Origin of the sequence: Cytobacillus oceanisediminis, assembly GCF_004366035.1 — a bacterium.
Taxonomy (GTDB): Bacteria; Bacillota; Bacilli; order Bacillales; family Cytobacillaceae; genus Cytobacillus; species Cytobacillus oceanisediminis_C.
The window spans coordinates 786838-810904 of the sequence record NZ_SOEE01000002.1 but is presented as its reverse complement, the minus strand read 5'-3'; the positions used below and the strand labels follow the sequence as shown (position 1 = coordinate 810904).

Here is a 24067-nt window from a genome sequence, read left to right as displayed (position 1 = left end):
GGCATTTCTCAATTGAGTAATGCCTTTTTTTTACTCTGCTTTGAATTAAGGCCCTGAGCTCATACTTTCTTTCCAATATACTTAAGAGAGTATATATGCGTTTTTGTTAAATTAATGACTTCTTGGATAAATTCCTCCTGAGACACTATAAATCCCTGTTGAATCCAATTCTGAAGAAGTCCGTAAAATCCATAAGCGGTATAACGTTTAAAGTAGTCCATATTGACCGGGATATTGTTAATTGTCTCAAATACAAATTGTTCCTTATAGATTTTTAGAATTGCTTGTGGAAAGTGTGTGTGTAATCCTGGTAAAGTGTCTTCATAATTTATGAGTTCAAAAAAGTTCCGATTTTTGTATATAAATGAAACGATATTAAAAGATGGCGCATTAAGCTTGGATGTATAGACTTTGTTTCCTGGTATATATGGTTCGCCCACCGAAGTTTGCAGCCCTTGAAGCATCGAATTTCTAACATCTTCAGCTAAATCAATTTTATCCTGATAATGGATGTAAAAAGTACTGCGATTATAGGAAGCATAATCAACAATGTTTTTTACTGTAACGGGATGGTAGCCTTTTTCTTTTATGAGATCAATTAAAGCTTGCTTTAAATGTTCCTTTGTTCGGTTTTGTCTATCAGATGTTGTACTTTGCTCAGTATCCATAAAAAAACCTCCCCAAAATAGACAGATAGTACATAAATGTCTATCTACTAGACACTTAATGATATCTTATTGATTGTTAAAAGTGTACAAAGGAGTACAATTAAATTGTAAGCAATAACAGACAAAATTATCGTTGTGTCTGGCTTAATTTCTTAACATTTAGGAGGATGTAAAATGGCAAAATTACAAGACAAAGTTGCTGTAATAACCGGCGGAGCATCCGGAATAGGAGCAGCTACAGCACGTTTATTTGCCTCAGAAGGTGCCAAAGTGGTTGTAGTTGATCTTAATGAGGATAAAGGTAAGGCTTTTGAAGCAGAATTGAAAGCGCTTAACGTCACTGCTCTATTTATTAAAGCCAACATTACTAATGAAGAAGAAGTAGAAAATATCTTTAAGCAAACGGCCGAATCATTTGGAAAAGTGGATATTGTCTTTAACAATGCGGGTATAGGACGTGTTCATCCTTCCCATGATTTAGATTACTCCGAATGGCGCAAAACCGTAAATGTTGATTTGGATGGTGTCTTCTTAGTAGCACGTGAATCGATTCGCGAAATGCTGAAAACAGGCGGCGGTACAATTGTGAATACTGCATCGATGTATGGTTTCGTAGGATCTCCAGGTTCAGCCGCCTATAATGCTGCAAAAGGGGGCGTTATTAACTTAACCCGCTCACTTGCACTCGAATACGCAGAACAAAATATTCGCATCAACGCTCTATGCCCTGGATTTATTGATACTCCCATTATTCCGGAAGAAAGCAAGCAAGCTTTGGTTGCTGCTACTCCAGTAAAGCGCCTTGGCAAAGCAGACGAAATGGCAAAAGCAGTATTATTCTTGGCTTCTGATGATTCTTCATTCATGACAGGAAGCAGCTTAACTGTAGATGGCGGCTATACGGCTCAATAAATCATGAACAGTTCTTACACTGGTTGATTTTATAAAACACACAGTGTACTTCTGATAGAAGGAACATTAAGATTAAATATCCTTAATTAAATATATTTTAATTGAAAGTAAATGAAGAGATTAAAAGTGCCCAAAAATGTTTCAACAAAACGAGGAGGATATTTACTATGGACAATCGATTTGGCAGCAAAGTAATTTTGATAACTGGTGCAGGATCAGGTTTGGGTCAAGCCTCTGCCATACAAGTAGCAAAAGAAGGTGCAAAACTTTCACTGGTAGATTTAAATGGGGCTTCATTAGAAGAAACCAAAAATAAAGTGCTGGAAGTTGCACCAAAAACTGAAATGATCCTGATCACAGCAAATGTGGCAGATGAAAAAGCTGTAGAAAATTATGTGAATGAAACAGTGAAATATTTCGGTAAGATTGATGGCTTCTTCAACAACGCAGGAATCGAAGGAAAGCAAAACCTGACAGAGGATTTTGGTATTGATGAATTCCAAAAGGTAGTAAGCGTCAATCTAAATGGTGTTTTTTACGGTTTGAAACATGTATTAAAGGTGATGAGAGAACAAGGCTTTGGTTCTATTGTTAACACTGCTTCTGTTGGAGGTATTCGCGGGGTAGGCAGCCAATCTGGGTATGCAGCCAGTAAACATGGTGTTGTTGGATTAACAAGAAACTCCGGAATTGAATATGGCCAATACGGAATTAGCATCAAAGCTATTGCACCAGGAGCCATTATGACACCGATGGTCGAAGGTTCATTAAAACAAATCGATCCGGAAAACTGGGAAGAGGTAGGGAAACAGTTTGTCGAGCCAAACCCGATGAAACGTTTCGGTAAACCAGAAGAAGTGGGTTATTTGGTAGCTTTCCTGCTATCTGAACAAGCTGACTTTATCAATGCAACAGTTATTCCAATTGATGGCGGACAATCATATAAATACTAAGCAAATGCGAATGGCTCATTTAGATTCCTTATTTCTATAAAAGATTATCCTAATGAACAGATGGGGATCGTCTATTCTTTGTGGAACTGGAATGAATACAGGGATACCTGCCTGAGTTAAAGCATTAGTAATAAATCTAAAAACCGCACGGTTATGATTATCCGTGCGGTTTTAATCATTGAGCTATTGCCCTAGGTTTTCAAAATATTAATGTGTAAGACTTTACCTTGGTTAAACTCAAACGAACGGAAAGAATCTTTTAGCGAAAGAACAAATACAGCTTTTAAGATTAAAAATAGGCTTGTAATCCTATATTATATTTGACATTTTTATTAAGTTTACATATTATAAAAACAAATAATCTAAATGTTTTTATGTTTATATAATTCCTTAAGCCAGGGGTGGAATATAAAATGCCAAAATTCTCCGAAGCAGAAAAGGCAAGAATCAGGTTGGATATGCTTGGGAATGCCCACCAGCTTTTTATAGCTAAGGGGCTGAAAAATACATCTATAGAAGAAATCACATCTTCTGTATCTATAGCAAAAAGCAGCTTTTATGTATTTTTTGAATCAAAGGAAAAGCTTTATCTTGAGTTATTAACTTTAGAAGGGGAAAGTGTTGAAAGACAGGTATGGCCAAAAGTGAAACAGGAAAAGGATACAGGCAGAGCCATAAAAGTTTATCTTCATGAAATGTCTTGTGCACTGGAAGCAAATGTATTAACACAGAGACTAATCACCAATCTGGAAGAATACAACCTGGTTTCTAGAAAGATAAATCACGAATATCCAGCAACGAAGACTTTAAGAAGTATTGTTCCCCTTATGGAATTTATAAAGGAGAATAAGGAACTAAACAAAATCATAAATAAAGATGTAGAAGTGATCGCGGGTGTCATACGGGCATGTCTAGCAATGGTTATTCATAAAAAAGATCTAGGTGAGGAAATTTATCCGGAAGTTCAAGAAATTCTTTTCAATGCTGCAGCAAATGAACTTACAAGAGAACCTTAATAACCTGTATGCGAAATTAAAGATAGGTTGTGAAAAAATGACAAATACGAGGGATAAAGTGATAGAAATTGCAGATCGTCATGGGCTTATGCTTAAGGAGGATTCGGTAGTATTTAATGAATCAGGAATGGACTTTCGGGTAGTATTCGCAGTAGATCAGGAAAAAAATGAATGGGTGCTTCGCTTTCCCAGGCGTGATGATGTTATGCCAAGGACGATGGATGAGAAGAAAGCATTAGATTTGGTGAATAAGAACATAATGAATTACCAGGCACCAGACTGGTCCATTTATACGAATGAATTGATTGCATATAAGAAGTTAAACGGAATACCGGCTGGGACAATCGATCACGAAATTCAAAACTATGTATGGGAAATGGATATCAATAATGTGCCGAAAAGCTTTCATGTGACCCTAGGAAAGGCTCTGGCTGATATTCATAGCATCCCAAAGGAGCATGCGGCCGAGGCTGGATTGGTGGTTCACTCATCAGAAGAGCTAAGGCAATCGATGAGAGAGCGAATGGGCGCGGTAAAGGCAAAATTTGGAGTAGATGAATCGCTGTGGAAAAGATGGCAGGATTGGTTAAACGATGATGAGCTGTGGCCGGGGGAAACAGGCTTTATTCATGGTGATGTACATGCAGGCCATACCTTAATAGATGAAGACGCAAATGTGACAGGGTTAATTGATTGGACTGAAGCAAAGGTCTCAGATGTGTCAAATGACTTTGTATTTCAATACAAAGCATTCGGTGAAGATGGGCTCCAATCCCTGATTAAAGCATATCGGGAAGCAGGGGGATACACATGGCCTAAGATGAAAGAGCACATCATTGAATTGGAAGCAGCATTTCCAGTTGCCATAGCAGAGTTTGCTATAGTATCTGGGCAGGAGGAATATGTGGAGATGGCAAGACAGGTGTTAGGTGTAAGCGGGGAATAATAAACATTAAAATTAAAAAATAAAAAATAAAAGGTATCTGTCCATACTGTAAATAGTTTTGTGCAGTATGGACGGCCTATCTTAATTCTATGAATCGTGAGAAATTCTCCTATTTGTCGTAAAATAAAATTAAAGTTATTTTGAAGGAGCAGATCACATTGACACATAACAAAATTACTCCAAAAGAATTATATGAAAAAATGAAGCAAGAGAATGTCACCTTATTAGATGTAAGAGCAGAGGAAAAATACAAAGCGTATCATTTAGAAGGTTCTAATATCGAAAGTTTAAATATACCAAAAACACACATCTTAAATCACACTTTTGATGGCAAAATTAACTCTTTGCCACAGGGGAAAGAAATAATCGTTGCATGCACAACAGGAAATTCAGCAGCTCGGTGTGCAGCCGTCCTTTCTGAAAAAGAATTTAATGCTGCTGTTTTAGTGGGTGGGATTTCAGCCTGGAAGGAGTTCATTAAAAATAAATAAATGTTAAAAGCTATTGATTAAAATAAATTCAGGTGCTATAGTCTATTTAAATTCAAAAAATTCCGGCGATTACTGCAGGAAGTTACAGCCTAGAGGTGTGTTTTGTGGTTAGATTAAAGGATATTGCGGAGTATGTTGGCGTTTCTATTTCTACTGTTTCCAGAGTTATTCAGAATGACCAGACACGGAATGTTAACCAGGAAACGAGAAATAAAATTTGGCAGGCTGTCAAAGAGCTGGGATATACACCCAATCAGCATGCAAGAAATCTGGTTAGCAAAAGACAAAATAAAAGTGATGCCAGGACAATGAAAATTGGATGGGTTGCAAATCCCATACAGGCTGAAATAAATCCATACTTTTCTAATATCTATACTGGTATTCGTGATACTTTAACAGAAAATGATTATACATTAATAAGTATTACGAAGGATGAGATTGAAAATGAAGCACTTCTTCTTAAGACCATTCATGATCTTGGTATTGAAGGACTGCTGCTGATCGACAGTATTGATGAGAGCTTAATTGATTACATACAGCAAACGATTCCTGTTGTGGGACTTGACTTCTACTATTCCGATAAAGATATTGCCATTATAGATTATAACCGTGTGGCCGCGTTGGAAAAAGTTGTACAGAATTTAGTGAGTCTGGGTCATTGTGATATTGGGTTTATCGGCGGTGGAATTAATGAAGCCTTCCAGGACTTAAATGAAGAATTACGATTTAAAGGTTATCAATCTGCTATGAAAGAAGCAGGCCTTCCTATTCGAGATGAATGGGTTATCAATACCAGATGGAAAATGGAAAACAGTTATGAGGGAATGAATCAGCTTCTTAAAAGCAGTCCGGGAGAATTGCCGACAGCTATGGTTTGTGCAAGTGATTTAATGGCACTGGCTGCAATGAGAGCAGTTATAGAAAATAAGTTAAGAATACCCGAAGATATTGCTTTCTTTGGAGTGGATAATATTGAAATGGGGAAATATTCATCACCGCCGCTTTCAACAGTAGAAATCCCCAAATATGAAATGGGAAAAATGGCCGCGAAAACGATTATGGAAATGGTAGAGGAAAAAGTAGTATTGCCAATCAAAATTATTCTGCCATTTGAGTTAGTTATTCGTGAATCATCTTCTAAAAAACGGACCTAATCGGTTCTTTTTTTAAAAAAGTTTGGAAAACGTTTGGATAAAACGCGGAAATTTTCCACATTTATTTGCTCAATAGAGAGGAGAAATTTAAATGAAGACAATGACAGCGCTCCTTATCGGAGCTGGAGACAGAGGTGCGAGAGCATATGCACCATATGCCCTCAATTATCCGCATGAATTAAATATTGTTGCTGTTGCAGAACCTAAGAAAGAAAGGAGAGGGAGAATCCAGCAAGAACATCAAATTCCAAATGAAAATTGCTATGAATCATGGGAAGAGATCTCACAGCTGGACAAACGAATTGCCGATATTGCCATTATCTGCACCCTGGATAGAAACCACTTCAAAGTTACCATGAGAGCTTTAGAGCAAGGGTATCATGTCCTCTTGGAAAAACCAATGTCACCAGACCCGGTGGAATGTATATTAATGGAACAGCAAGCTAAAAAATATGACCGGCAGCTGACTATCTGCCATGTGCTCAGGTATACCGACTTTTGGAAAGCTATTAAAAAGGTAATTTCCAGAGGGGAGATCGGTGAAGTTGCATCTCTTCAATTAAATGAAAATGTTGAAGTTATGCATATGTCACACAGCTTTGTAAGAGGCAATTGGAATAACAAAGAAAAATCAAGTCCGATGATCCTCCAGAAGTCCTGTCACGACATGGATATCATTTCATATGTAATGGGAAAACCGTGTAAACGACTTAGTTCGTATGGATCCTTGATGCATTTTAAAGCGGAAAATGCCCCGGAAGGAGCCCCATTGCGATGCTTGGATGGATGTCCTGCCGAGCCGGAGTGTCCATTCCATGCAGGAAGGTATTACCTCGGTGAAGGAAGAGGATGGGCAAAAAAATTCACAGAAGACTATACAAATGAAGGCATAATTGAAGCATTGAGTAAAACCCCTTATGGAAAATGTGTATATCGTTCAGATAATAATGTAGTTGACCACCAGGTTGTTAATATGGAATTTGAGGGAGGAGCAACTGCAACCTTCAATATGTGCGGTTTTACAAGAGAACAAACTCGAATCGTTCAAATAATGGGAACCAAAGGTGAAATCCGCGGGAACATGGAAGAAAATAAAATCTCAATTTTTAATTTCCTAACCAGGCAGGAAACTGTGATTCATTTTGACCAGCCGGCAGGCGGGCATGGCGGTGGAGACCGCGGAATTATGAGACTTTTCCTGGAAGAGATCCGGAACGATAATAAAGAGGACAGTGTTTCTTCTGTTTCCGCATCTGTAAGAAGTCATCTAATGGCATTCGCGGCGGAAGAGTCACGGTTAAACCAGGGGCAATCTATCAATATAGATGAATATTATCTTGGTTTAATTGGGAATATTCAAGTTTAAAAGTTTGTGAACACAGCTCTTTAAGCAGTGTTGCAATATATTTGACCAGTTAAGATTAGTCTTAATGCAGAAAAATGGGTCTATGGAAAACGTTATCCAAGGAGGTGGTAAACGTTATAGAAATCATATCGTCCACAACATTTTGATTCATCTAGAGATATACCCCTTATGTTTTGAGTTAGGCAAACTAAAAACTTTAGGAAAGAAGGGAAATGGGATGAAGAAATGGATCATCATGCTAGTAACCGTTGTATTAGGTTTGATTGGCTTATCAGGCTGCAGTGATAGTGATGCAGCATCCGGCGGAGAAAAAGATGGCAAGGCTGAGATTACGTATGGTTTCTGGGATAAAAAGCAGGTTCCTGCGATTGAGGAAATTATTAAGTTATTTAATGAAAAATATCCGGACATTAAAGTGAAAACAGAAATCACTCCTTATGGCCAATACTTTCAAAAGCTCGAAACAGCGGCAACGGGAGGTGCTTTGCCAGATGTTTTATGGATGAATGGTGCACATGTTGTTCAGTATGCAGAAGGGAAGGTCATTCTTCCATTGAGTGAAATGGCGGAAAAGGACGACTATAGCTTAGATAATTATCCGGAATCATTAATTGATCTGTACACGGTAGTTGGAGAGGTTTATGGGATCCCAAAAGATTACGATACAACTGGACTGTGGTATAACAAGAAAATCTTCGATGAAGCTGGAGTATCCTACCCGGATGAAACATGGGATTGGAAGAAATTGAAGGAAGCTGCGAAACAGCTGACTGACAAAGAAAAAGGAATTTGGGGCTATGCGGCATTGATGGGGAATCAAGGCGGATATTATGATTTCATTTGGCAGAATGGCGGCTATATCATTTCTGAGGATAATAAGTCTGTAGGGTTCGACCAGCCTGAAGCAATCGAGGCATTAGAATACAATGTCAGTTTTATTAAAGAAGGACTCTCTCCTACTCAAGCCCAGATGACCGAAACGGCTGCTTCTGAATTATTCTCATCTGGAAAGATAGCGATGATGTTTGATGGTCCTTGGATGGTTCCTGAATATAAGAAAAATCCCGATTTGGATGTAGCGGTGGTTCCACAAGGGAAAAAACGTGCCGTTTCTATTCACGGGCTTTCCAATGTAATATCTTCGAATACAAAACATAAAGAAGAAGCTTGGAAGTTTGTTCAATTTCTTGGTTCCAAAGAAGCAGCAGAAGTCTTTGCCAAAACGGGAACCGTTATTCCGGCATTTAATGGTACACAGGATGCATGGAAAGAATCAGTCCCTAATTTAAACCTTCAGGCATTTATTGATGGAGCAGAATATTCAGTGCCTCTGCCAAGTGTGGAAAACACGGGGGAAATCTGGCAGTACGAAACAGATGTACTTAAAAAGGCGTGGAGTGAGGAAATAAGTATTGAAGAAGCAGCAGAAGAGCTGACAAAAAAAGCAAATGAGGCATTATCCAAGTAATTACTAATTGAAGAGAAGGATTTTGCTATTCTTCTCTTCCATCTATATAAGGAGGGATGACTTTGAAGGAAGTGCCTCTTCAGACAGAAGTAAAATCAGCCAATAGGATAAAGGTTTCGAGCCTCGCCAAAACAAGGAAGCGTTCAGACTATTTTTGGGCTTATCTTATGATTGCACCTACAATGCTGGGACTGTTTATTTTTTATCTCTGGCCCATTGTTCAGAATTTTTACTTTAGCTTCACCGAATGGGGGGCATTTGGACAGTATGAGTGGACAGGGTTAGACAATTATAAGAGATTGCTTGAGGATGCAACACTTCTGCAAGCATTTAAAAACACAAGCATCTATATCATTTTTACCGTGCCAATTGGAATTTTCCTGTCCATTATTGTGGCTGTTCTTTTAAATCAGAATATCAAAGGTAAATCTATTTACCGTACTTTATACTTTTTACCAGTCATCACTATGCCAGCTGCCATTGCGATGGTCTGGAAATGGCTGTATAACGCAGACTACGGTATGTTTAATTATTTATTATCCTTGGTCGGAATTGAAGGGCCACAGTGGGTAAGTGATCCCAATATAGCTTTATATTCGATTATCGCGGTAGCGATTTGGAGCGGTATTGGCTACAATATGGTCATTTTTCTTTCAGGGCTGCAAGGTATTCCAAAGATGTATTATGAGGCAGCAGAAATTGATGGGGCAGGTCCTGTCACTGTATTTTTTAAAATTACACTGCCTCTGCTTTCACCGGTTATTTTCTTTGTGTCCATTATGTCACTGATTGGTGCTTTTCAAGTATTCGATTTGATTTTCATGATGATTGGGAAAAGCAGCACTGCGCTTGAAAGTACACAGTCTATAGTCTATTTGTTTTATCAGCATGCATTTGTATTAAACGATAAAGGATATGCTGCGGCTATTGCGGTTCTCTTATTAGCGGTCATTTTAATTATTACAGCCATCCAGATGGTTCTTCAGAAAAAGTGGGTTCATTATGATTAAAGGGAGTGGTTTCGATGGACAGGTCACTTAAGCTTTTTAAAAGTAAAACATTCCTTTTTCATTTCATCCTGATTATTGGGGCTGCAGCAATGGTTCTGCCTTTTTTATGGATGATCCTTACCTCGTTAAAGACGTATGCTGAGTCGATTCAAGTACCCCCGGTTTTGATTCCCGAAGATTTTCAATGGGGAAATTATAAAGAGGTATTTGGTCTCCTGCCCTTTTTCAAATTTATGTACAATACGGTAATTATTACAGTTCTTCGAACAGCCGGCCAATTGTTCTTATGTTCATTAGCTGCATATGCATTTGCCAGAATTGAATTTCCGGGCAGGAACATTCTATTTTTGTTAGCGCTTACTGTGTTAATGGTGCCTGGGCAAGTTTTCCTATTGCCGCAATATATGATTATGGTGAAATTAGGCTGGCTCAATTCTCTTCAAGCAGTCATTGTACCGGGATTATTCAGCGCGTTTGGCACTTTTCTATTGCGGCAGTTTTTTATGGGACTGCCTAAAGAATTGGAGGAGGCAGCCCGACTTGATGGCTGCAACCATTTCCAAATATATTGGAGGGTGATGCTTCCGCTTGCAAAGCCGGGTTTAATCGCTCTTGGGATCTTTACAACACTCTGGAGCTGGAATGAATTGATGTGGCCGATGATTGTCAATAGTTCTCCTGAGTCTATGACTCTATCAGCGGGACTATCCTCACTTCAGGGGCAATTTTTGACCAATTACCCAATTCTAATGGCTGGATCTTTCTTAGCCATCCTGCCAATGCTGATCTTGTTTATCTTCCTGCAGAAGCAGTTTATTGAAGGGATTGCTGTTACTGGAGGAAAGTAAAAAGAAAATATTTTTTCGGATTCAAAACTCCTCTGTTGTTTGTCAATAAGTTTTATTTGAATCAACCTTAACCCAACAACCGATCATTGAGGAGTGTTTATTGGGGGTGGGCATTGGATTATGATACAAATAGCTAATTTCAGTCTTTTGTCGAAAATGCCCATTAATTGATAACATATGTAATGGGTTGTTGGGTTGACAGGGTAACTTTAAATGGTATAATTTAATTAAATTTTCAAATAATTATTGTTGCTAAAGAACAAACTGGAGGAAATGGATTCAATGAAACAATTGCAGCACGATAGTATTATCCCGCTTTACCATCAGCTTAAAGAGATATTAAAGGATTCGGTTGACAATGGTAATTGGAATACTGGAGACAAAGTTCCTTCTGAAAATCAATTAATGGAAGAGTATGGGGTAAGCAGGAATACAGTAAAAAAAGCGATCGAAGAGCTTGTTCAGGATGGGGTTTTGTATAGAATCCAAGGCAAAGGCACTTTTGTTTCAAAGCCGAAGTTTCAGCAGCCATTAATGGGTTTTTATAGTTTTAGCAAAGTCCTTAAAGAGCATGGAATGAATCCTAAAGACATTATTATAGATATTCGGGAAGTTAAGCCTGGTGCCAAAATTAAAGAAGGGCTGCAAATGAAAAATGACAGCAATGTTATTGAATTAAAACGCTTGAGATGTGCGAATGACGAACCCTTTATTCTGGAATCATCGTTTTTTACAAAAGAGACGGTACCTGATATGACCAAGTTAAATGAAATTGGTTCGATATCACTATATGATTTGCTCGATCAGCAATTTAATGTTGTCGTTACGCGAGCAAAAGAAGCTTTTGAACCAGTTCTAATCCGGGCAGATGAGAGCAAGTTTCTTCAGACCAAGGAAGGTCTTCCTGCATTACTATTAGAAAGGACAGCATTTGATAAAGAAGGAAAGCCTGTAGAGTTTTGCCGATCTATTGTCCGCGGTGACCGATGCCGTTTCTATACTGAACTGACTTAAAAGGTTTTTAAAGACTCATAGTGTCAAGGCTATGAGTTAAATTTTCCGCTAACTTGTACCAACAACCCATCTTCCCGTAGATGGGTTGTAAGACGATTATTAAAAACATCCAGATAGGAGTAGAAATATGACAGTATTAGTAGCTGACATCGGCGGTACAAAAATCGCAGCTGCCTTTGTTTCTGATAAGGAAAAGACATTAAAACAACGAGTACAGGCTGCTAGTGTATCACTTGATGCAAATGGGTTATTTGATTGTATACTTGCCCTGTTTTTCCGAATAATGGAAGCTGAAAAACTAAAACCTGAAGAAATCAGCTTTATTGGATTAGGGATTCCAGGAAAAGTGGATTCAGTTTATGGGCTTGCTGTTTATCAAAATAATCTTCCATGGAGGAATTTTCCTCTTAGAGAAAAGCTCAAGATATTTTTTCCTAATGCAGAAATAGTGATGGATAACGATGTTTATATGGCAGCTTATGGTGAGTGGACTGAATGGAAAATGGCAAAGGAGACTTTTGCCTATGTAACGATTAGTACGGGTATTTCCTCATGTCTGCTATCTGAAGGTAAATTTCTGCGTGGAGCAGGAATTGCTGGAGAGATCGGACTCACTCTATTGGAGAATGGTGATGAACTCATAAGCTTAGAGAATCTTGCTTCAGGAACTGCCATTGGAGTAAAAGCGAAGAAAATGTTTAACCCGAGATTTACCGTTGCTGACGCTATGGACCTATATCATCGTGAAGACCTTCAGGCGTCTGAGATTATTTATAATGCTGCAAGGTGTATTGCTAGGGGATTACATCAGCTCTTTACCATAGTCGATCCACATTTAGTCGTAGTTGGTGGAGGGGTTATTATTAACCAGCCTGAATTCTTTGGTCTTATAAAACAGGAACTTAAAAATCTAGTGCAAAACCCGCTTCAGGAGGGGATTGAAAAAAGGGTGCATTTAAGCAAGTTAAAAGCGGATGCCGGATTATTTGGCTGTCTGTATCGAACTTCGGTAAAAAGGATGGGAGACAGTCCTTTATAAGAAAGTTAATAGATAACAAGAATGGAGTGAATTCCTATGGGATCAGTAAAGAATTTACACATAGAAGAACTAAAAGGCGCGCAGCACACTGTACAAGAAATTCTTCAACAGCCGGAACTCTGGCTTCAGACAGTTAGTATTATCGAAAATCAAAAAGCAGTCATTAAGGATTTTATCAGTCAAAAGCTAATTGCCAAACAGGCACGGATTATTTTTACTGGAGCAGGTACATCAGCATATGTTGGGGATACTTTAACACCTCATTTAAGAAAAGAACTCTCTTATCAAATTGACTCAATTTCGACCACGGATATTGTTACAAACCCTCTGAATTATTTGAAGCCAGAAGTTCCCACTGTTTTAGTCTCTTTTGCCAGAAGTGGAAACAGCCCTGAATCAATTGCTACTTACAGCTTGGCTAAAAAGCTGATCAACAATGTTAGCCAAATAATCATCACATGCAATCCAGATGGGCAGCTTGCAAAGGAAGCTGGAAATGACGAAAATTCTTTGCTCCTTTTAATGCCGGAAAAGGCAAATGACAAGGGGTTTGCGATGACAAGCTCTTTCAGCTGTATGTACCTTTCTGCTCTCCTTATTTTCCAGTTAGATCGATTCGAATTGTTAAAGAAAAAAGCAGAAGCTGTTTCCAAAAACGCTGAGAGCATTTTAACCACGAAATATGAAACCTTAAAAAGTATTGTCAGCCTCAATAAGAAAAGAGTTGTGTATCTTGGTTCGTCAACTCTAAAAGGCTTGTCGCAGGAGGCGAGCTTAAAGCATCTGGAGCTTACTTCCGGGAAGATACCAACATTTCACGAATCGGTACTTGGGTTTAGACATGGCCCGAAGTCACTGGTGGATGACGAAACCCTGATTTTCGTTTTTATTTCCAATGATCCTTATACAAGAAAATACGAGATTGATTTATTGCAAGAGTTAAAGAATGATGGCGGCAGTAAAACAGTGGTAGCAATTGCAAATACCAGTGATGAAGATATTAATGAATTATGTGACTGCGCTTTTATTCTTCCGGAGCAGGAGAATATTCACCTGGAAGACCACTTGATTGCGTTGAATTACTTAATCATCGCACAGTTATTTGCGTTGTTTAACTCCATCCGCCTGGGGGTGACACCTGATAATCCTAGCCCAACCGGAATGGTTAATAGGGTTGTTAAAGGAGTTAACATATATAACTTTTAAAAAAGAGGGGGAATACAAAGTGCCAAACATCTTATTGACTCGAATTGATAACCGGCTTGTCCATGGTCAGGTAGGTGTTACCTGGGTTAATCACCTTGGGGCTAACCTCATTGTTGTAGCTGATGATGAGGTAGCTGAAGATGAAATACAGCAAGACTTGATGGAAATGGTAGTCCCTGATGCAATCGGTGTCCGCTTTTTCTCGATTCAGACAACTGCAGACATTATTCATGATGCATCTGAAGACCAATATATTTTCTTAGTAGTTAAAACTCCTCAGGATGTCCTGAGGCTTGTCGAAGGAGGTGTTCCGATCGAAAAAGTGAATATTGGAAATATGCACTATTCTGAAGGGAAGACACAAATTTACTCCACCGTTTCTGTTGATGAAGCTGACAAAGAAGCATTCCGCAAACTAAAAGAACATGGTGTGAAACTCGAAGTGCGCCGTGTTCCTGATGAAAGGCCAGATGACATTTATAAATTCCTTTAAGGGAAAGGATGGTGTGAAGGATGGATCAGGAAATATTGCTTCAGGCATTGTTGATTGCCATATGGGCTGGCATTGCCGGCATCGACTTGTTTAATGGTTTGTTACACATTCACCGCCCTATTGTAACTGGAGTCATCGTTGGGTTAATTCTAGGCGATTTGCCTACTGGTGTGATGACCGGGGCTGCAATTGAATTAGTATGGGCTGGAATGGTACCGCTTGCAGGAGCTCAGCCTCCAAATGTAGTTATTGGCGGAATAATTGGTACAGCATTTGCAATTTTGACTGGGCAAGATCCTCAAGTTGCAATCGGAGTTGCTGTTCCATTTGCCGTTGCAGTCCAGGCGTGCATCACATTAATGTTTACAGCCTTTTCACCTGTCATGCATAAAGCAGATAAATATGCAGAAGAAGCAAATACAAAAGGCATCGAAAGGATTAATTACCTGGGAATAGCAACTTTATTCGTTTTCTATTTTGTGGTTGCATTCCTTCCAATCTACTTTGGAGCTGAGGCAGCCAAGAATGTAGTCGAATCACTTCCAGCTTGGCTCATTGCAGGTCTTGGTACGGCTGGCGGGATGATGGCAGCCATTGGTTTTGCCATGCTTTTAAAAATTATGCTGAAGAAACAGTATATTGCCTATCTTATCGTCGGATTCATTCTTGTTACCTATTTGCAAATGCCTATTATTGCTGTCGCGCTAATCGGTCTGGCAATTGCTATGTATGACTTTTATAAAACATCTGGCGGCCAGGGGGCTGCTATGAGGGGAGCGAGAGGCCGTGGCATCTGAAAATGCAGCCATTGAACCGAAAATATCTGCTCAGGTAAACAATCCTGAAATTTATGAAGATCCTTCAACCGAACAGGTGATTACAAAGAGAGATCTAAACAAACTGGTATGGCGCTCATTATTACTTCAGGCATCTTTCAACTATGAAAGAATGCAGGCTGCAGGCTGGCTATACTCTATCCTTCCAGGACTAAAGAAGATTCACAAAAATAAGCAGGACCTAAGTGAGTCTATGAAAAGCCATATGGAATTTTTTAATACCCATCCCTTTCTAGTTAACATCATTATGGGGATTGTTCTCGCAATGGAAGAAAAGAAGCAGAATCGGAACACCATCCGGGCTATACGTGTTGCCATGATGGGTCCGCTGGGCGGCATCGGGGATGCACTGTTTTGGCTTACGCTTCTGCCCATTTGTGTTGGTATAGGTGCTTCACTGGGGGCAGATGGAAATCCGGTAGGAGCACTTGTGTTCCTTGTTATCTTCAATGTCGTCCATTTTGGTCTCCGCTTTGGTTTAATGCGATATGGCTATTATGCCGGGACAAATGCTATCAGCTCATTAAAAGAAAACACGAAGAAAGTTTCTCATGCTGCCTCAATAGTGGGATTGACAGTGGTTGGGGGGCTGATTGCCTCTTTTGTGCAGATAAAAGCAAATCTTGTCATTCATGCAGGAAAAGCTGAAATTGCCCTGCAGGAAGACTTACTTGATAAAATCATGCCAAACATACTCCCGTTAGGCTATACCTTATTAATGTATTACTTACTGAAAAGAGGCTTGTCCCCGGTCATTTTAATACTGATTACAGTCGTAATTGGCATAATTGGCAAGATACCATTCCCATTTGGCACTATTCTTTAAACAGGAGTGAGGAGGAAAAAAATGAATGGAATAATTGTTTCGGGCCATGGCTCCTTTGCTTCGGGTCTTCACTCTTCAGTTAAATTGATTGCAGGGGACCAGCCCAATATAGAGTATGTTGATTTCTTGGAATCAGATTCTACATCAGATCTGGAAATCAAGCTTAAAGCAGCTTTATCAAACTTAGAGGGCTGCAATGGAGTACTTGTTCTGTGCGATCTTGTGGGTGGCTCTCCCTTTAAATCCGCTGTTTCTCTAACAAATAAGCAACAGGATGCTGCTGTTATTGGCGGTGCAAATCTTGCAATGATCATTGAAACTGCAATCATGAAAAATAATTTATCCTTTGACGAACTAAAAGAAATGGCCATTACTTCTGGAAGAGAAGCGATAAAATGTTTCCAGAAATCTGATCGCCTCAAGAGAGATGGAGCAGGTATTTAATGGAGGCTATTTTTGCAAGTAAAATCTATGGCCCTAACAAACGGATACATTCAGGATTTGTGGTTTATGAGAATGGATTAATAATGGATATTACGGAAGTGAAACCAGACTGCCAAATACATGATTTCTCGGGATTTTCCGTTATCCCAGGCCTTATTGATATTCATATCCATGGCATTTCAGGGAATGACACGATGGATGCAGCGCCGGAAGCTTTGCAGGCGATTTCTATATCACTTGCAAGGCATGGGGTGACTTCCTTTTTGCCTACTACTCTTACCCACGATTTTGAGAAAATAAAGGCTGCCGTTAGCGAGATTGGCAGACAAATAGGAAAGACAGCCGGAGCCGAAATCCTCGGTTCGTATGTTGAAGGACCTTACTTAACCGCTGAGCACAGAGGCGCGCATCCTGTGAATTACATGCGAGAAATATCCATGACAGATATTGATGAGTTAATTAAAGCATCCCAAAATACGATTAAAATTCTAGCGTTGGCACCGGAAAAGAAGATGGCTTTAGAGGTTATTCCCTATCTGAAAAATTTGGGAATTCTTGTCTCACTGGGACATACCAATGCAGACTATGAAACTGCCAATCTTGCAATAGAAAGTGGGGCTAGTATATCGGTTCATACCTTTAACGGAATGCGTGGATTCACCCATCGTGATCCGGGATGTCTTGGAGCCTTCCTGACAAATGACCATATTTTTTGCGAGTTGATAGCTGATCTGGAACACGTGCATCCAGCAGGTATTCAACTGCTTCACAAAGCAAAAGGTGCAGACCGGATTCTATTAATTAGCGACAGTATGGTCGCAGGGGATTTGCCGGATGGGAAGTACAAGCTTGGAAGTCTAACTGTCAGAGTAAAAGACGGAATAGCCAGAACAATGGAAACTGGATCCCTGGCAGGCAGTACTGCAAATTTAATGAGCTGCTTAAGAAACACAAAGGAGGTTCTAGGAATGCCGCTTGAATCCATTTTGCCGATGGCTACTTTAAATCAAGCTAAATTGCTGGGTGTTGATCATGAGATCGGCACCATTGAAATTGGAAAAAAGTTAAATGCAGCTGTGATAGACGATGCATTCAATGTAATAGCCACCTTTGTTAATGGAAAAGTTGCTTTTATGGAGGAGAAAATAAATTGAGTAAAAAAAACATTGTAAACACCATTGATATGTTCCGAAAAGCGCAGCAAGAAGAATATGCGATTCCTGCCTTCAATATCCACAACCTTGAAACATTCCAAGTGGTGGTGGATACTGCAGCGGAATTGAACTCACCTGTCATACTGGCTTCCACACCAGGTACCATTTCTTATTCCGGCGGTGACTATTTGGTGTCAATTGGAAATGCTGCAGCAAAAAGATATGAGATTCCGATTGCACTCCACCTTGACCATTTTGAGAGTTTTGAAGAAATCAAGAAATATATTGAATTTGGTTTTAAGTCTGTGATGATCGATGCCTCCCATCATCCCTTCGAAGAAAATGTCAAGATTGTAAAGGAAGTTGTCGATTATGCCCATGAATATGGGGTCTCTGTTGAGGCTGAATTAGGCCGCCTAGGGGGAGTAGAAGACGACCTCGTTGTGGATGAAAAGGACGCTAAGTTTACCAATCCGGAGCAGGCTGGAAAATTTGTGGAGTTAACCGGAATTGACTCTTTGGCAGTTGCTATTGGAACTGCACATGGATTATACAAGGGTGAGCCTAAAATTGATTTTGATAGGCTGGATGAGATCCGCTCCATGGTTTCTATTCCTCTCGTCCTTCATGGGGCTTCCGATATTCCGGATACAATGGTGAAGCGAACAATAGAACTTGGTATTTGCAAGGTAAATATTGCAACAGACCTAAAAATCCCATTTTCTAATGCGGTCAAACAATACTTTACCGAGAATCCAGATGCAAATGATCCCCGAAAATATATGACTCCAGGCAAAGAAGCCATGAAGAAGGTAGTCGAGGAAAAAATACTTATGTGTGGCAGCAATGGAAAAGCCTAGCATTTTAACCGTTACCCTTAACCCCGCTTTAGATACTTTCTACCGCCTAAAGTACCTAAAGACCGGAGGAAGCACACGTACGAAAAGTCCCCTTAAAACTGCAGGAGGAAAAGGACTGAACGTTACAAGGGTGTTGAGCATTCTTGGAGAACGTGTGACGGCAACCGGTTTTTTAGGCGGAAGTAACGGAAACTTTATTCGGAATGAATTGGCAAAGCTGGGTGTGCGTGATGAATTTGTTCAGATTGCTGGTGAAACAAGGCAATGTCTGGCCATAATTGACAGCAGAAACAACCAGACAGAAATTCTTGAGGAAGGGCCTTTTATTTCCGGTTTGGAGCAGGAAGAATTAAGGCAGCGCCTGCGCATCCTAATACCTGAAGCTCAAATCCTTATAGTAAGTGGTTCACTGCCCCTTGGAGTATCGTACAGCCTCTATCAATGGATGATAAAAGAAGCTAAAAATCATGGAGTTAAAGTTCTTCTGGATACCAGCGGGGAGGCACTAGCCGAATCTCTGCCCTATGGACCTTATTTAATCAAACCTAATCGTGAGGAACTTGAAGGGCTTCTTGGCCATCCCTGCCGGGAAGAAGCAGAAATCTGGAAATCGATGAAGAAGCTAGCTGAGAATGGTATAGAGGTTGTGATTGTTTCAGACGGTGAAAGGGGATCATTCGTTCATTATAAAGGCGAACGGATGAAAGCTGCAACTGCAGAAATTCGGACAGTTAGCGCTGTGGGGTCCGGAGATTCATTTATTGCAGGTTTTGCCGCTGGACTTTCAAAAGGATATACAGTGAAGGATACCCTGATCCTGGCTTCTGCTTGCGGCTCAGCAAACGCAATGGAAGAGAGGACTGGATATATAAATCTCCAAAATTTGAATACGTTGATTGAACAAATTTCAATAAACTCAACTTGGTCAGGCAGTTTATAAAATTTTTCAAAAGATCGCGGAGGTGCCGGATATTGTTAAGAAAGCGAAATAAACTGAAAAGATTTGCCTCAATATTTCTTTCATTCCTACTGGTCATATCGCTTATTCCAGTCAGTGCAGCTAATGCTGAAGAAAATTCAGATACTTCTTCCATCGGCAAAGTTAGCGGGATACAAAAAGAAGGCAGTGATATTTATCTTGATTTCTCTTCTGGACAAGGAATTAAATTAAGCTTTCTAAAAGACAATGTTTTCAGGCTTCACCTGGATCCGAGCAGTGAATTTCCTGAATACCCAACACCTAACAAGCCTGACCATGTGACTAAAATCGTGGATAAAGATAAAAACGACTACCAAAAAGAATATGGAACTGTAAACGTAAAGGTAAAAGAAGATTCCGATTTTTATAGGATATATACAAAGATATTGGAACTAAAAATCTCCAAAACGGACTCCAAAATGAGCCTGATTAATAAACATAATAACAAGGTTATCTGGAGTGAGAAGGAGCCGCTTTCTCTTGAAGCGAATAGAGCAGTTCAGACACTTAATACAAAAGATGATGAATACTTTTACGGTGGAGGACAGCAAAACGGCTACTACTCTCACAAAAATAATAAAATTAATATCTCCATCGGAGGTGGATGGGATGCAGGTGCAGCATCAAGCCCTGTTCCGTTCTACTTGAGCACTGAAGGATATGGAGTGATGAGAAATACGTTTAAGCCAGGTGTCTATGACTTTTCTAAAAATGCAACTTTTTCACATGAGGAAAATAGATTTGACGCCTATTATTTTGTTGAAGACTCCATTCCGGAAATTATTAACGAATATACCGAGCTGACTGGAGAAGCAGCATTAATGCCGGAATATGCGTTTTATTTAGGGCACGCAGATTGCTTTAATGGCACTCACAACGGCCATAAAGACCAGAGAACCCTCCTTGGCAAAGGCTTAGATACATTAAATCAATATGTGGCGAAGGATATGCCGCTCGGCTGGTTTTTGCCGAATGACGGTTATGGCTGCGGCTATGGTGGATTAGAGAATTTAGAGAAATTTGCGGATGAAGCAAATGAGAAAGAGGTTGAAGTTGGCCTCTGGACACAAAGCAATTTATACCCAGACCCAAGCCTGCCTGAGGATAGCCCATTGCGCAGGGATCTTGATGGTGAAGTGAAGGCTGGAGTAAGAGCTGTTAAAACGGATGTTGCATGGGTAGGACAGGGCTATTCCATGGCACTTAACGCAACACGCCAGGCTGCTGAAGGAATTGAAAAGCAGGAAAACTCAGGCGGAGCGCGCCCGTTTGTGATTAGTCTCGATGGATGGGCAGGCACCCAGCGTTATGCTACCCTTTGGTCTGGTGACCAGTATGGAGGGGAGTGGGAATACATTCGCATGCATATCCCAACATACATTGGAGCGGGATTATCCGGCAATCCGAATGTTGGATCGGATATGGATGGTATTTTCGGAGGAGATCCGGTCATCCAGACAAGAGATTTTCAATGGAAGGCTTTCTCGCCAATTCAAATTGATATGGATGGATGGGTGTCATCCGGAAACGATTACAGCAAATCCAAAAATCCGTGGAATTATGGAGAACCTTATACTTCCATAAACCGCATGTATCTGAAGCTAAAAGCCCAAATGATGCCTTACATTTATACAATTGCAGAAGAATCCACTTCCACTTCTATGCCTTCTGTCCGGGGAATGATGCTGGAGTATCCGGAAGATCCATTTACGTATAGCACTGATACACAGTATCAATATATGTGGGGGCCTAATTTGCTGATAGCGCCTGTCTACAATGAAAAGGATCATGCGGCTGGCGTAAGAAACGGGATCTACTTACCGGATTCTGAACAGGTTTGGATTGATTATTTTACGGGTGAGCAGTATCAGGGCGGAGCAGTTTTAAATAACTTTGACGCCCCATTGTGGAAGACACCGGTCTTCGTGAAAAATGGAGCAATCATCCCATTGGCTCCTGAAAACAACTCGATTAATGAGCTGGATGGATCTGAGAATCGAATTTTTGATATATATCCAGCAGGGAAATCTGAATTTACTCTTTATGAGGATGATGGTAAAACAACTGACTACAAATCTGGGAAGAATTCAAAAACCAAGATTTCATCTGTCGCAGCAAATGATAAAGTGAAAATTACCGTTCACAAAGCTAAAGGAAAAGGCTACAAAGGAATGGTCAAGGAAAGAGGAACCGAGGTCCTCGTTAATACACGAAAGCAGCCTGAATCTGTAACTGTAAAGGTTGGCGGCAAAAATATTAAATTGCGAAAAGCTTTAACAGAGGAAGAATACAGGCGCTCGGAAAATGTTTATTTCTACAATGAAAGTCCGGATCTTAATAAATATTCAACGGAAAACTCTGAGTTCGCCAAAACAAAGGTAACTACTGCACCAAAGTTATTTGTAAAGATTGCGAAAACAGATATAACCAAGAATCAAGTGATGCTTACGGTAAATGGATTTAACAACACGCAAGAGAAAGAAGTAAAAGATATAGAAGTACCTGATGTGCCTTCTGGACTCAGAGCCGCAGATGAAAATATTACAGATAAAAGCATAAAACTTAACTGGACTAAAGTTGAAGGTGAGAATCTTTCCTATGACCTTAAAATAAATGGAATGATATACAAAAATGTTTATTTGGAAAAAGAAAATGAGAACCCGTTTTTCGAGCACGATGATCTAAATTTTGACACAGAATACAGGTATAGTATACGGGCAGTAAATACAAAGGGTGCATCAGACTGGAGTGATGAAATAACTGTAAAAACTAAGCTTGATCGATTCAGGAACGTTCCGAAGAATATGACAGCCAGTGCCTCGAGCAATCAGCCTGGGAGCGAGGCATCAAGAGCAGTAGACGGAGATGAGAAAACACAATGGCATACAGCTTGGGGGTCAGGAAACGTTCTTCCTCATACGTTTGAGATTGATATGAAGCTTGCCTATCAATTAGATAAGCTGGAGTATGTACCTAGACCGGATGCAGGGAACGGAACAATTCTTAAGTATGACCTGGATGTCAGCCTTGATGGTAAGACATACAAAAATGTGATTAGCGATGGGACTTTTATTAGGAGCAATGAGACAAAAACGATTCAATTCAACGAAGAGGTAACTGCACGGTATATCAAATTAACGATTAAGGATGCTGTGGGGAAATTCGGATCTGCACAGGAATTCAGGCCTTACAAAAAGGATAAAACTGAAGGAATTGTAGTCGGTGAAAACATACCTAATGGTGCCATCGACGAAGAGGATCTGCTTTTCTTTGCCAGTTATATGGGTGTGGACACCACAGATACTTCTTGGGATCAGGTGTCCAAAGTTGATATTAACTATAATGGCGTGATTGATTCATATGATTTAATGTATGTAGCAGGACAGCTTGGTGAGACAGAGCTCCAGCCGACTAAGCGTCCTGCAGCAGGACTGCTGAGCATTCGGCCTGATAAGCAGCAATTAAAAGCAGGGGAAGAGTTTACAGTAGAGATAATAGGTGCAGGGATGAAGGATATTAATGCTTTCAATCTTGAACTTGAAATTGATCCAAATAAGTATGAAGTTGTAAAAGAGTGTTTAGAAGGATCTGATTGTGGCGGGAGAATTGCCAACTCCTCTAACTCTACCGAAAATATGCTGAATTATTCAATTCTTGCTGGAATAGGCAATGATAAGCAACGAATTATGGCTGCTTTTTCAAACAAAGGCTCTCTTGAAACGTTAGAAGGCACATCAACTCTGGCAGCCATTAAGCTAAAAGCGAAGAAAGATTTAGAGTTTGATATACCGATTACGAGATCATTGCTTGTGAATACAAGCTTTGATACCATCGATGAAATTGGTCAGGTTTTAAAGCCTGGAGAAGAGCCTGGTGAAGTCGAACAGCCGGAAGAGCCGAAGGAACTGCTTTTGACCGCACGGGATATCGCCGTTTCTGGTGAAGCAGATAAAATGCAGGACGGGGCCGAAGCCTTCCTGCGGTTAATTGACGGTGAAATAAGTGAATCTTCCCTGGCGGAGCTAAAGTGGAGCATTACGGAAGCCGATGGTATTTCTCTTCCATTAGAGGTTGATTTCAGCTTTAAAAGTCCTGCAGAACTTACCAGATTTGAAGTATTTAACAGACCGCTTTATACCAATGGGAAAATCAAAGTTCTCCTTGCAAAAGCTTATGATGAAGAGGGGAATGAGTATGATTTGGGCAGAAGGGAAGTCGGGTCAAGCGATAAATCTGTAACCTACGATTTAGCTGAACATACTCAAATTCCATCAGGCAAAAAAATGGTTAAAGTCAAAGTTATATTTGAAGAATCTCATAGTGGACCGCTTATGCTTTCGGTTGCAGAAGTGCAAATCTGGAAGAGAAACGGTGCCAATTGAGA

General features: G+C 40.0%; 22 protein-coding genes. 21 read left to right on the top strand and 1 reads right to left on the bottom strand.

The genetic code is table 11. The annotated features are described in order from the left end of the window. Positions 1-59: 59 nt before the first annotated feature. Positions 60-668 (bottom strand): TetR/AcrR family transcriptional regulator, encoded by a 609-nt coding sequence (locus DFO72_RS08255; RefSeq protein WP_113884079.1) that lies wholly within the window; start codon positions 666-668, stop codon positions 60-62. Between the two features lie 174 nt (positions 669-842). Between DFO72_RS08255 and DFO72_RS08250 the strand changes: the two genes are divergently transcribed. From DFO72_RS08250 to DFO72_RS08150, 21 genes are all read left to right on the top strand, one after another. Next, on the top strand, positions 843-1580 hold the full coding sequence (locus DFO72_RS08250; RefSeq protein WP_113884078.1) for an SDR family NAD(P)-dependent oxidoreductase: 738 nt from the start codon (positions 843-845) through the stop codon (positions 1578-1580). 167 nt (positions 1581-1747) lie between these two features. Beyond that, a complete protein-coding gene (locus DFO72_RS08245) occupies positions 1748-2533 on the top strand; it encodes an SDR family oxidoreductase (protein WP_113884077.1) in 786 nt (261 codons plus the stop codon). Between the two features lie 413 nt (positions 2534-2946). Continuing rightward, positions 2947-3549: a TetR/AcrR family transcriptional regulator gene (locus DFO72_RS08240; protein WP_113884076.1), complete on the top strand. Its 603-nt coding sequence runs from the start codon at positions 2947-2949 to the stop codon at positions 3547-3549. Positions 3550-3586: 37 nt separating this feature from the next. Continuing rightward, positions 3587-4495: a macrolide 2'-phosphotransferase gene (locus tag DFO72_RS08235; RefSeq protein ID WP_113884075.1), complete on the top strand. Its 909-nt coding sequence runs from the start codon at positions 3587-3589 to the stop codon at positions 4493-4495. A gap of 158 nt (positions 4496-4653) precedes the next feature. Beyond that, a complete protein-coding gene (locus DFO72_RS08230; protein ID WP_166672439.1) occupies positions 4654-4986 on the top strand; it encodes a rhodanese-like domain-containing protein in 333 nt (110 codons plus the stop codon). A 104-nt stretch (positions 4987-5090) separates the two neighbouring features. Continuing rightward, positions 5091-6140: a LacI family DNA-binding transcriptional regulator gene (locus DFO72_RS08225; RefSeq protein ID WP_113884073.1), complete on the top strand. Its 1050-nt coding sequence runs from the start codon at positions 5091-5093 to the stop codon at positions 6138-6140. Between the two features lie 91 nt (positions 6141-6231). Continuing rightward, complete coding sequence (locus tag DFO72_RS08220; RefSeq protein ID WP_113884072.1) at positions 6232-7506, top strand: Gfo/Idh/MocA family protein; 1275 nt, start codon at positions 6232-6234, stop codon at positions 7504-7506. A 217-nt stretch (positions 7507-7723) separates the two neighbouring features. After that, a complete protein-coding gene (locus tag DFO72_RS08215; protein WP_113884071.1) occupies positions 7724-8974 on the top strand; it encodes an ABC transporter substrate-binding protein in 1251 nt (416 codons plus the stop codon). A gap of 56 nt (positions 8975-9030) precedes the next feature. Continuing rightward, positions 9031-9984: a carbohydrate ABC transporter permease gene (locus DFO72_RS08210; protein WP_395858194.1), complete on the top strand. Its 954-nt coding sequence runs from the start codon at positions 9031-9033 to the stop codon at positions 9982-9984. Between the two features lie 14 nt (positions 9985-9998). Beyond that, positions 9999-10832 (top strand): carbohydrate ABC transporter permease, encoded by an 834-nt coding sequence (locus DFO72_RS08205; RefSeq protein ID WP_113884069.1) that lies wholly within the window; start codon positions 9999-10001, stop codon positions 10830-10832. A 282-nt stretch (positions 10833-11114) separates the two neighbouring features. Then, entirely contained in the window at positions 11115-11846 is a 732-nt protein-coding gene (locus DFO72_RS08200; RefSeq protein WP_113884068.1) for a GntR family transcriptional regulator, read from the top strand. 127 nt (positions 11847-11973) lie between these two features. Next, entirely contained in the window at positions 11974-12885 is a 912-nt protein-coding gene (locus DFO72_RS08195) for an ROK family protein (protein ID WP_113884067.1), read from the top strand. 36 nt (positions 12886-12921) lie between these two features. After that, a complete protein-coding gene (locus DFO72_RS08190) occupies positions 12922-14091 on the top strand; it encodes an SIS domain-containing protein (protein WP_113884066.1) in 1170 nt (389 codons plus the stop codon). Between the two features lie 19 nt (positions 14092-14110). Continuing rightward, a complete protein-coding gene (gene agaV, locus DFO72_RS08185) occupies positions 14111-14584 on the top strand; it encodes a PTS N-acetylgalactosamine transporter subunit IIB (RefSeq protein ID WP_113884065.1) in 474 nt (157 codons plus the stop codon). A 20-nt stretch (positions 14585-14604) separates the two neighbouring features. Then, complete coding sequence (gene agaW / locus DFO72_RS08180) at positions 14605-15381, top strand: PTS N-acetylgalactosamine transporter subunit IIC (RefSeq protein WP_113884064.1); 777 nt, start codon at positions 14605-14607, stop codon at positions 15379-15381. After that, positions 15371-16246, top strand: a complete 876-nt coding sequence (locus DFO72_RS08175) for a PTS system mannose/fructose/sorbose family transporter subunit IID (protein ID WP_113884063.1) — start codon at positions 15371-15373, stop codon at positions 16244-16246. Before agaW ends, DFO72_RS08175 begins: the two co-directional genes overlap by 11 nt. Positions 16247-16267: 21 nt before the next feature. Next, positions 16268-16690, top strand: coding sequence for a PTS galactosamine/N-acetylgalactosamine transporter subunit IIA (agaF, locus tag DFO72_RS08170; protein ID WP_113884062.1), 423 nt, complete (start codon positions 16268-16270; stop codon positions 16688-16690). Continuing rightward, positions 16690-17844 carry an N-acetylglucosamine-6-phosphate deacetylase gene (nagA, locus tag DFO72_RS08165; protein ID WP_113884061.1) on the top strand — a complete coding sequence of 385 codons (1155 nt, stop codon included), beginning with the start codon at positions 16690-16692 and terminating at the stop codon, positions 17842-17844. The genes agaF and nagA overlap by 1 nt, the downstream gene beginning before the upstream one ends. A gap of 29 nt (positions 17845-17873) precedes the next feature. After that, complete coding sequence (locus DFO72_RS08160) at positions 17874-18704, top strand: tagatose bisphosphate family class II aldolase (protein ID WP_243856101.1); 831 nt, start codon at positions 17874-17876, stop codon at positions 18702-18704. Beyond that, entirely contained in the window at positions 18691-19644 is a 954-nt protein-coding gene (gene pfkB / locus DFO72_RS08155; RefSeq protein WP_113884059.1) for a 1-phosphofructokinase, read from the top strand. Before DFO72_RS08160 ends, pfkB begins: the two co-directional genes overlap by 14 nt. A gap of 32 nt (positions 19645-19676) precedes the next feature. Further along, complete coding sequence (locus DFO72_RS08150; protein WP_113884058.1) at positions 19677-24065, top strand: TIM-barrel domain-containing protein; 4389 nt, start codon at positions 19677-19679, stop codon at positions 24063-24065. The last annotated feature ends 2 nt before the right edge of the window (positions 24066-24067 follow it).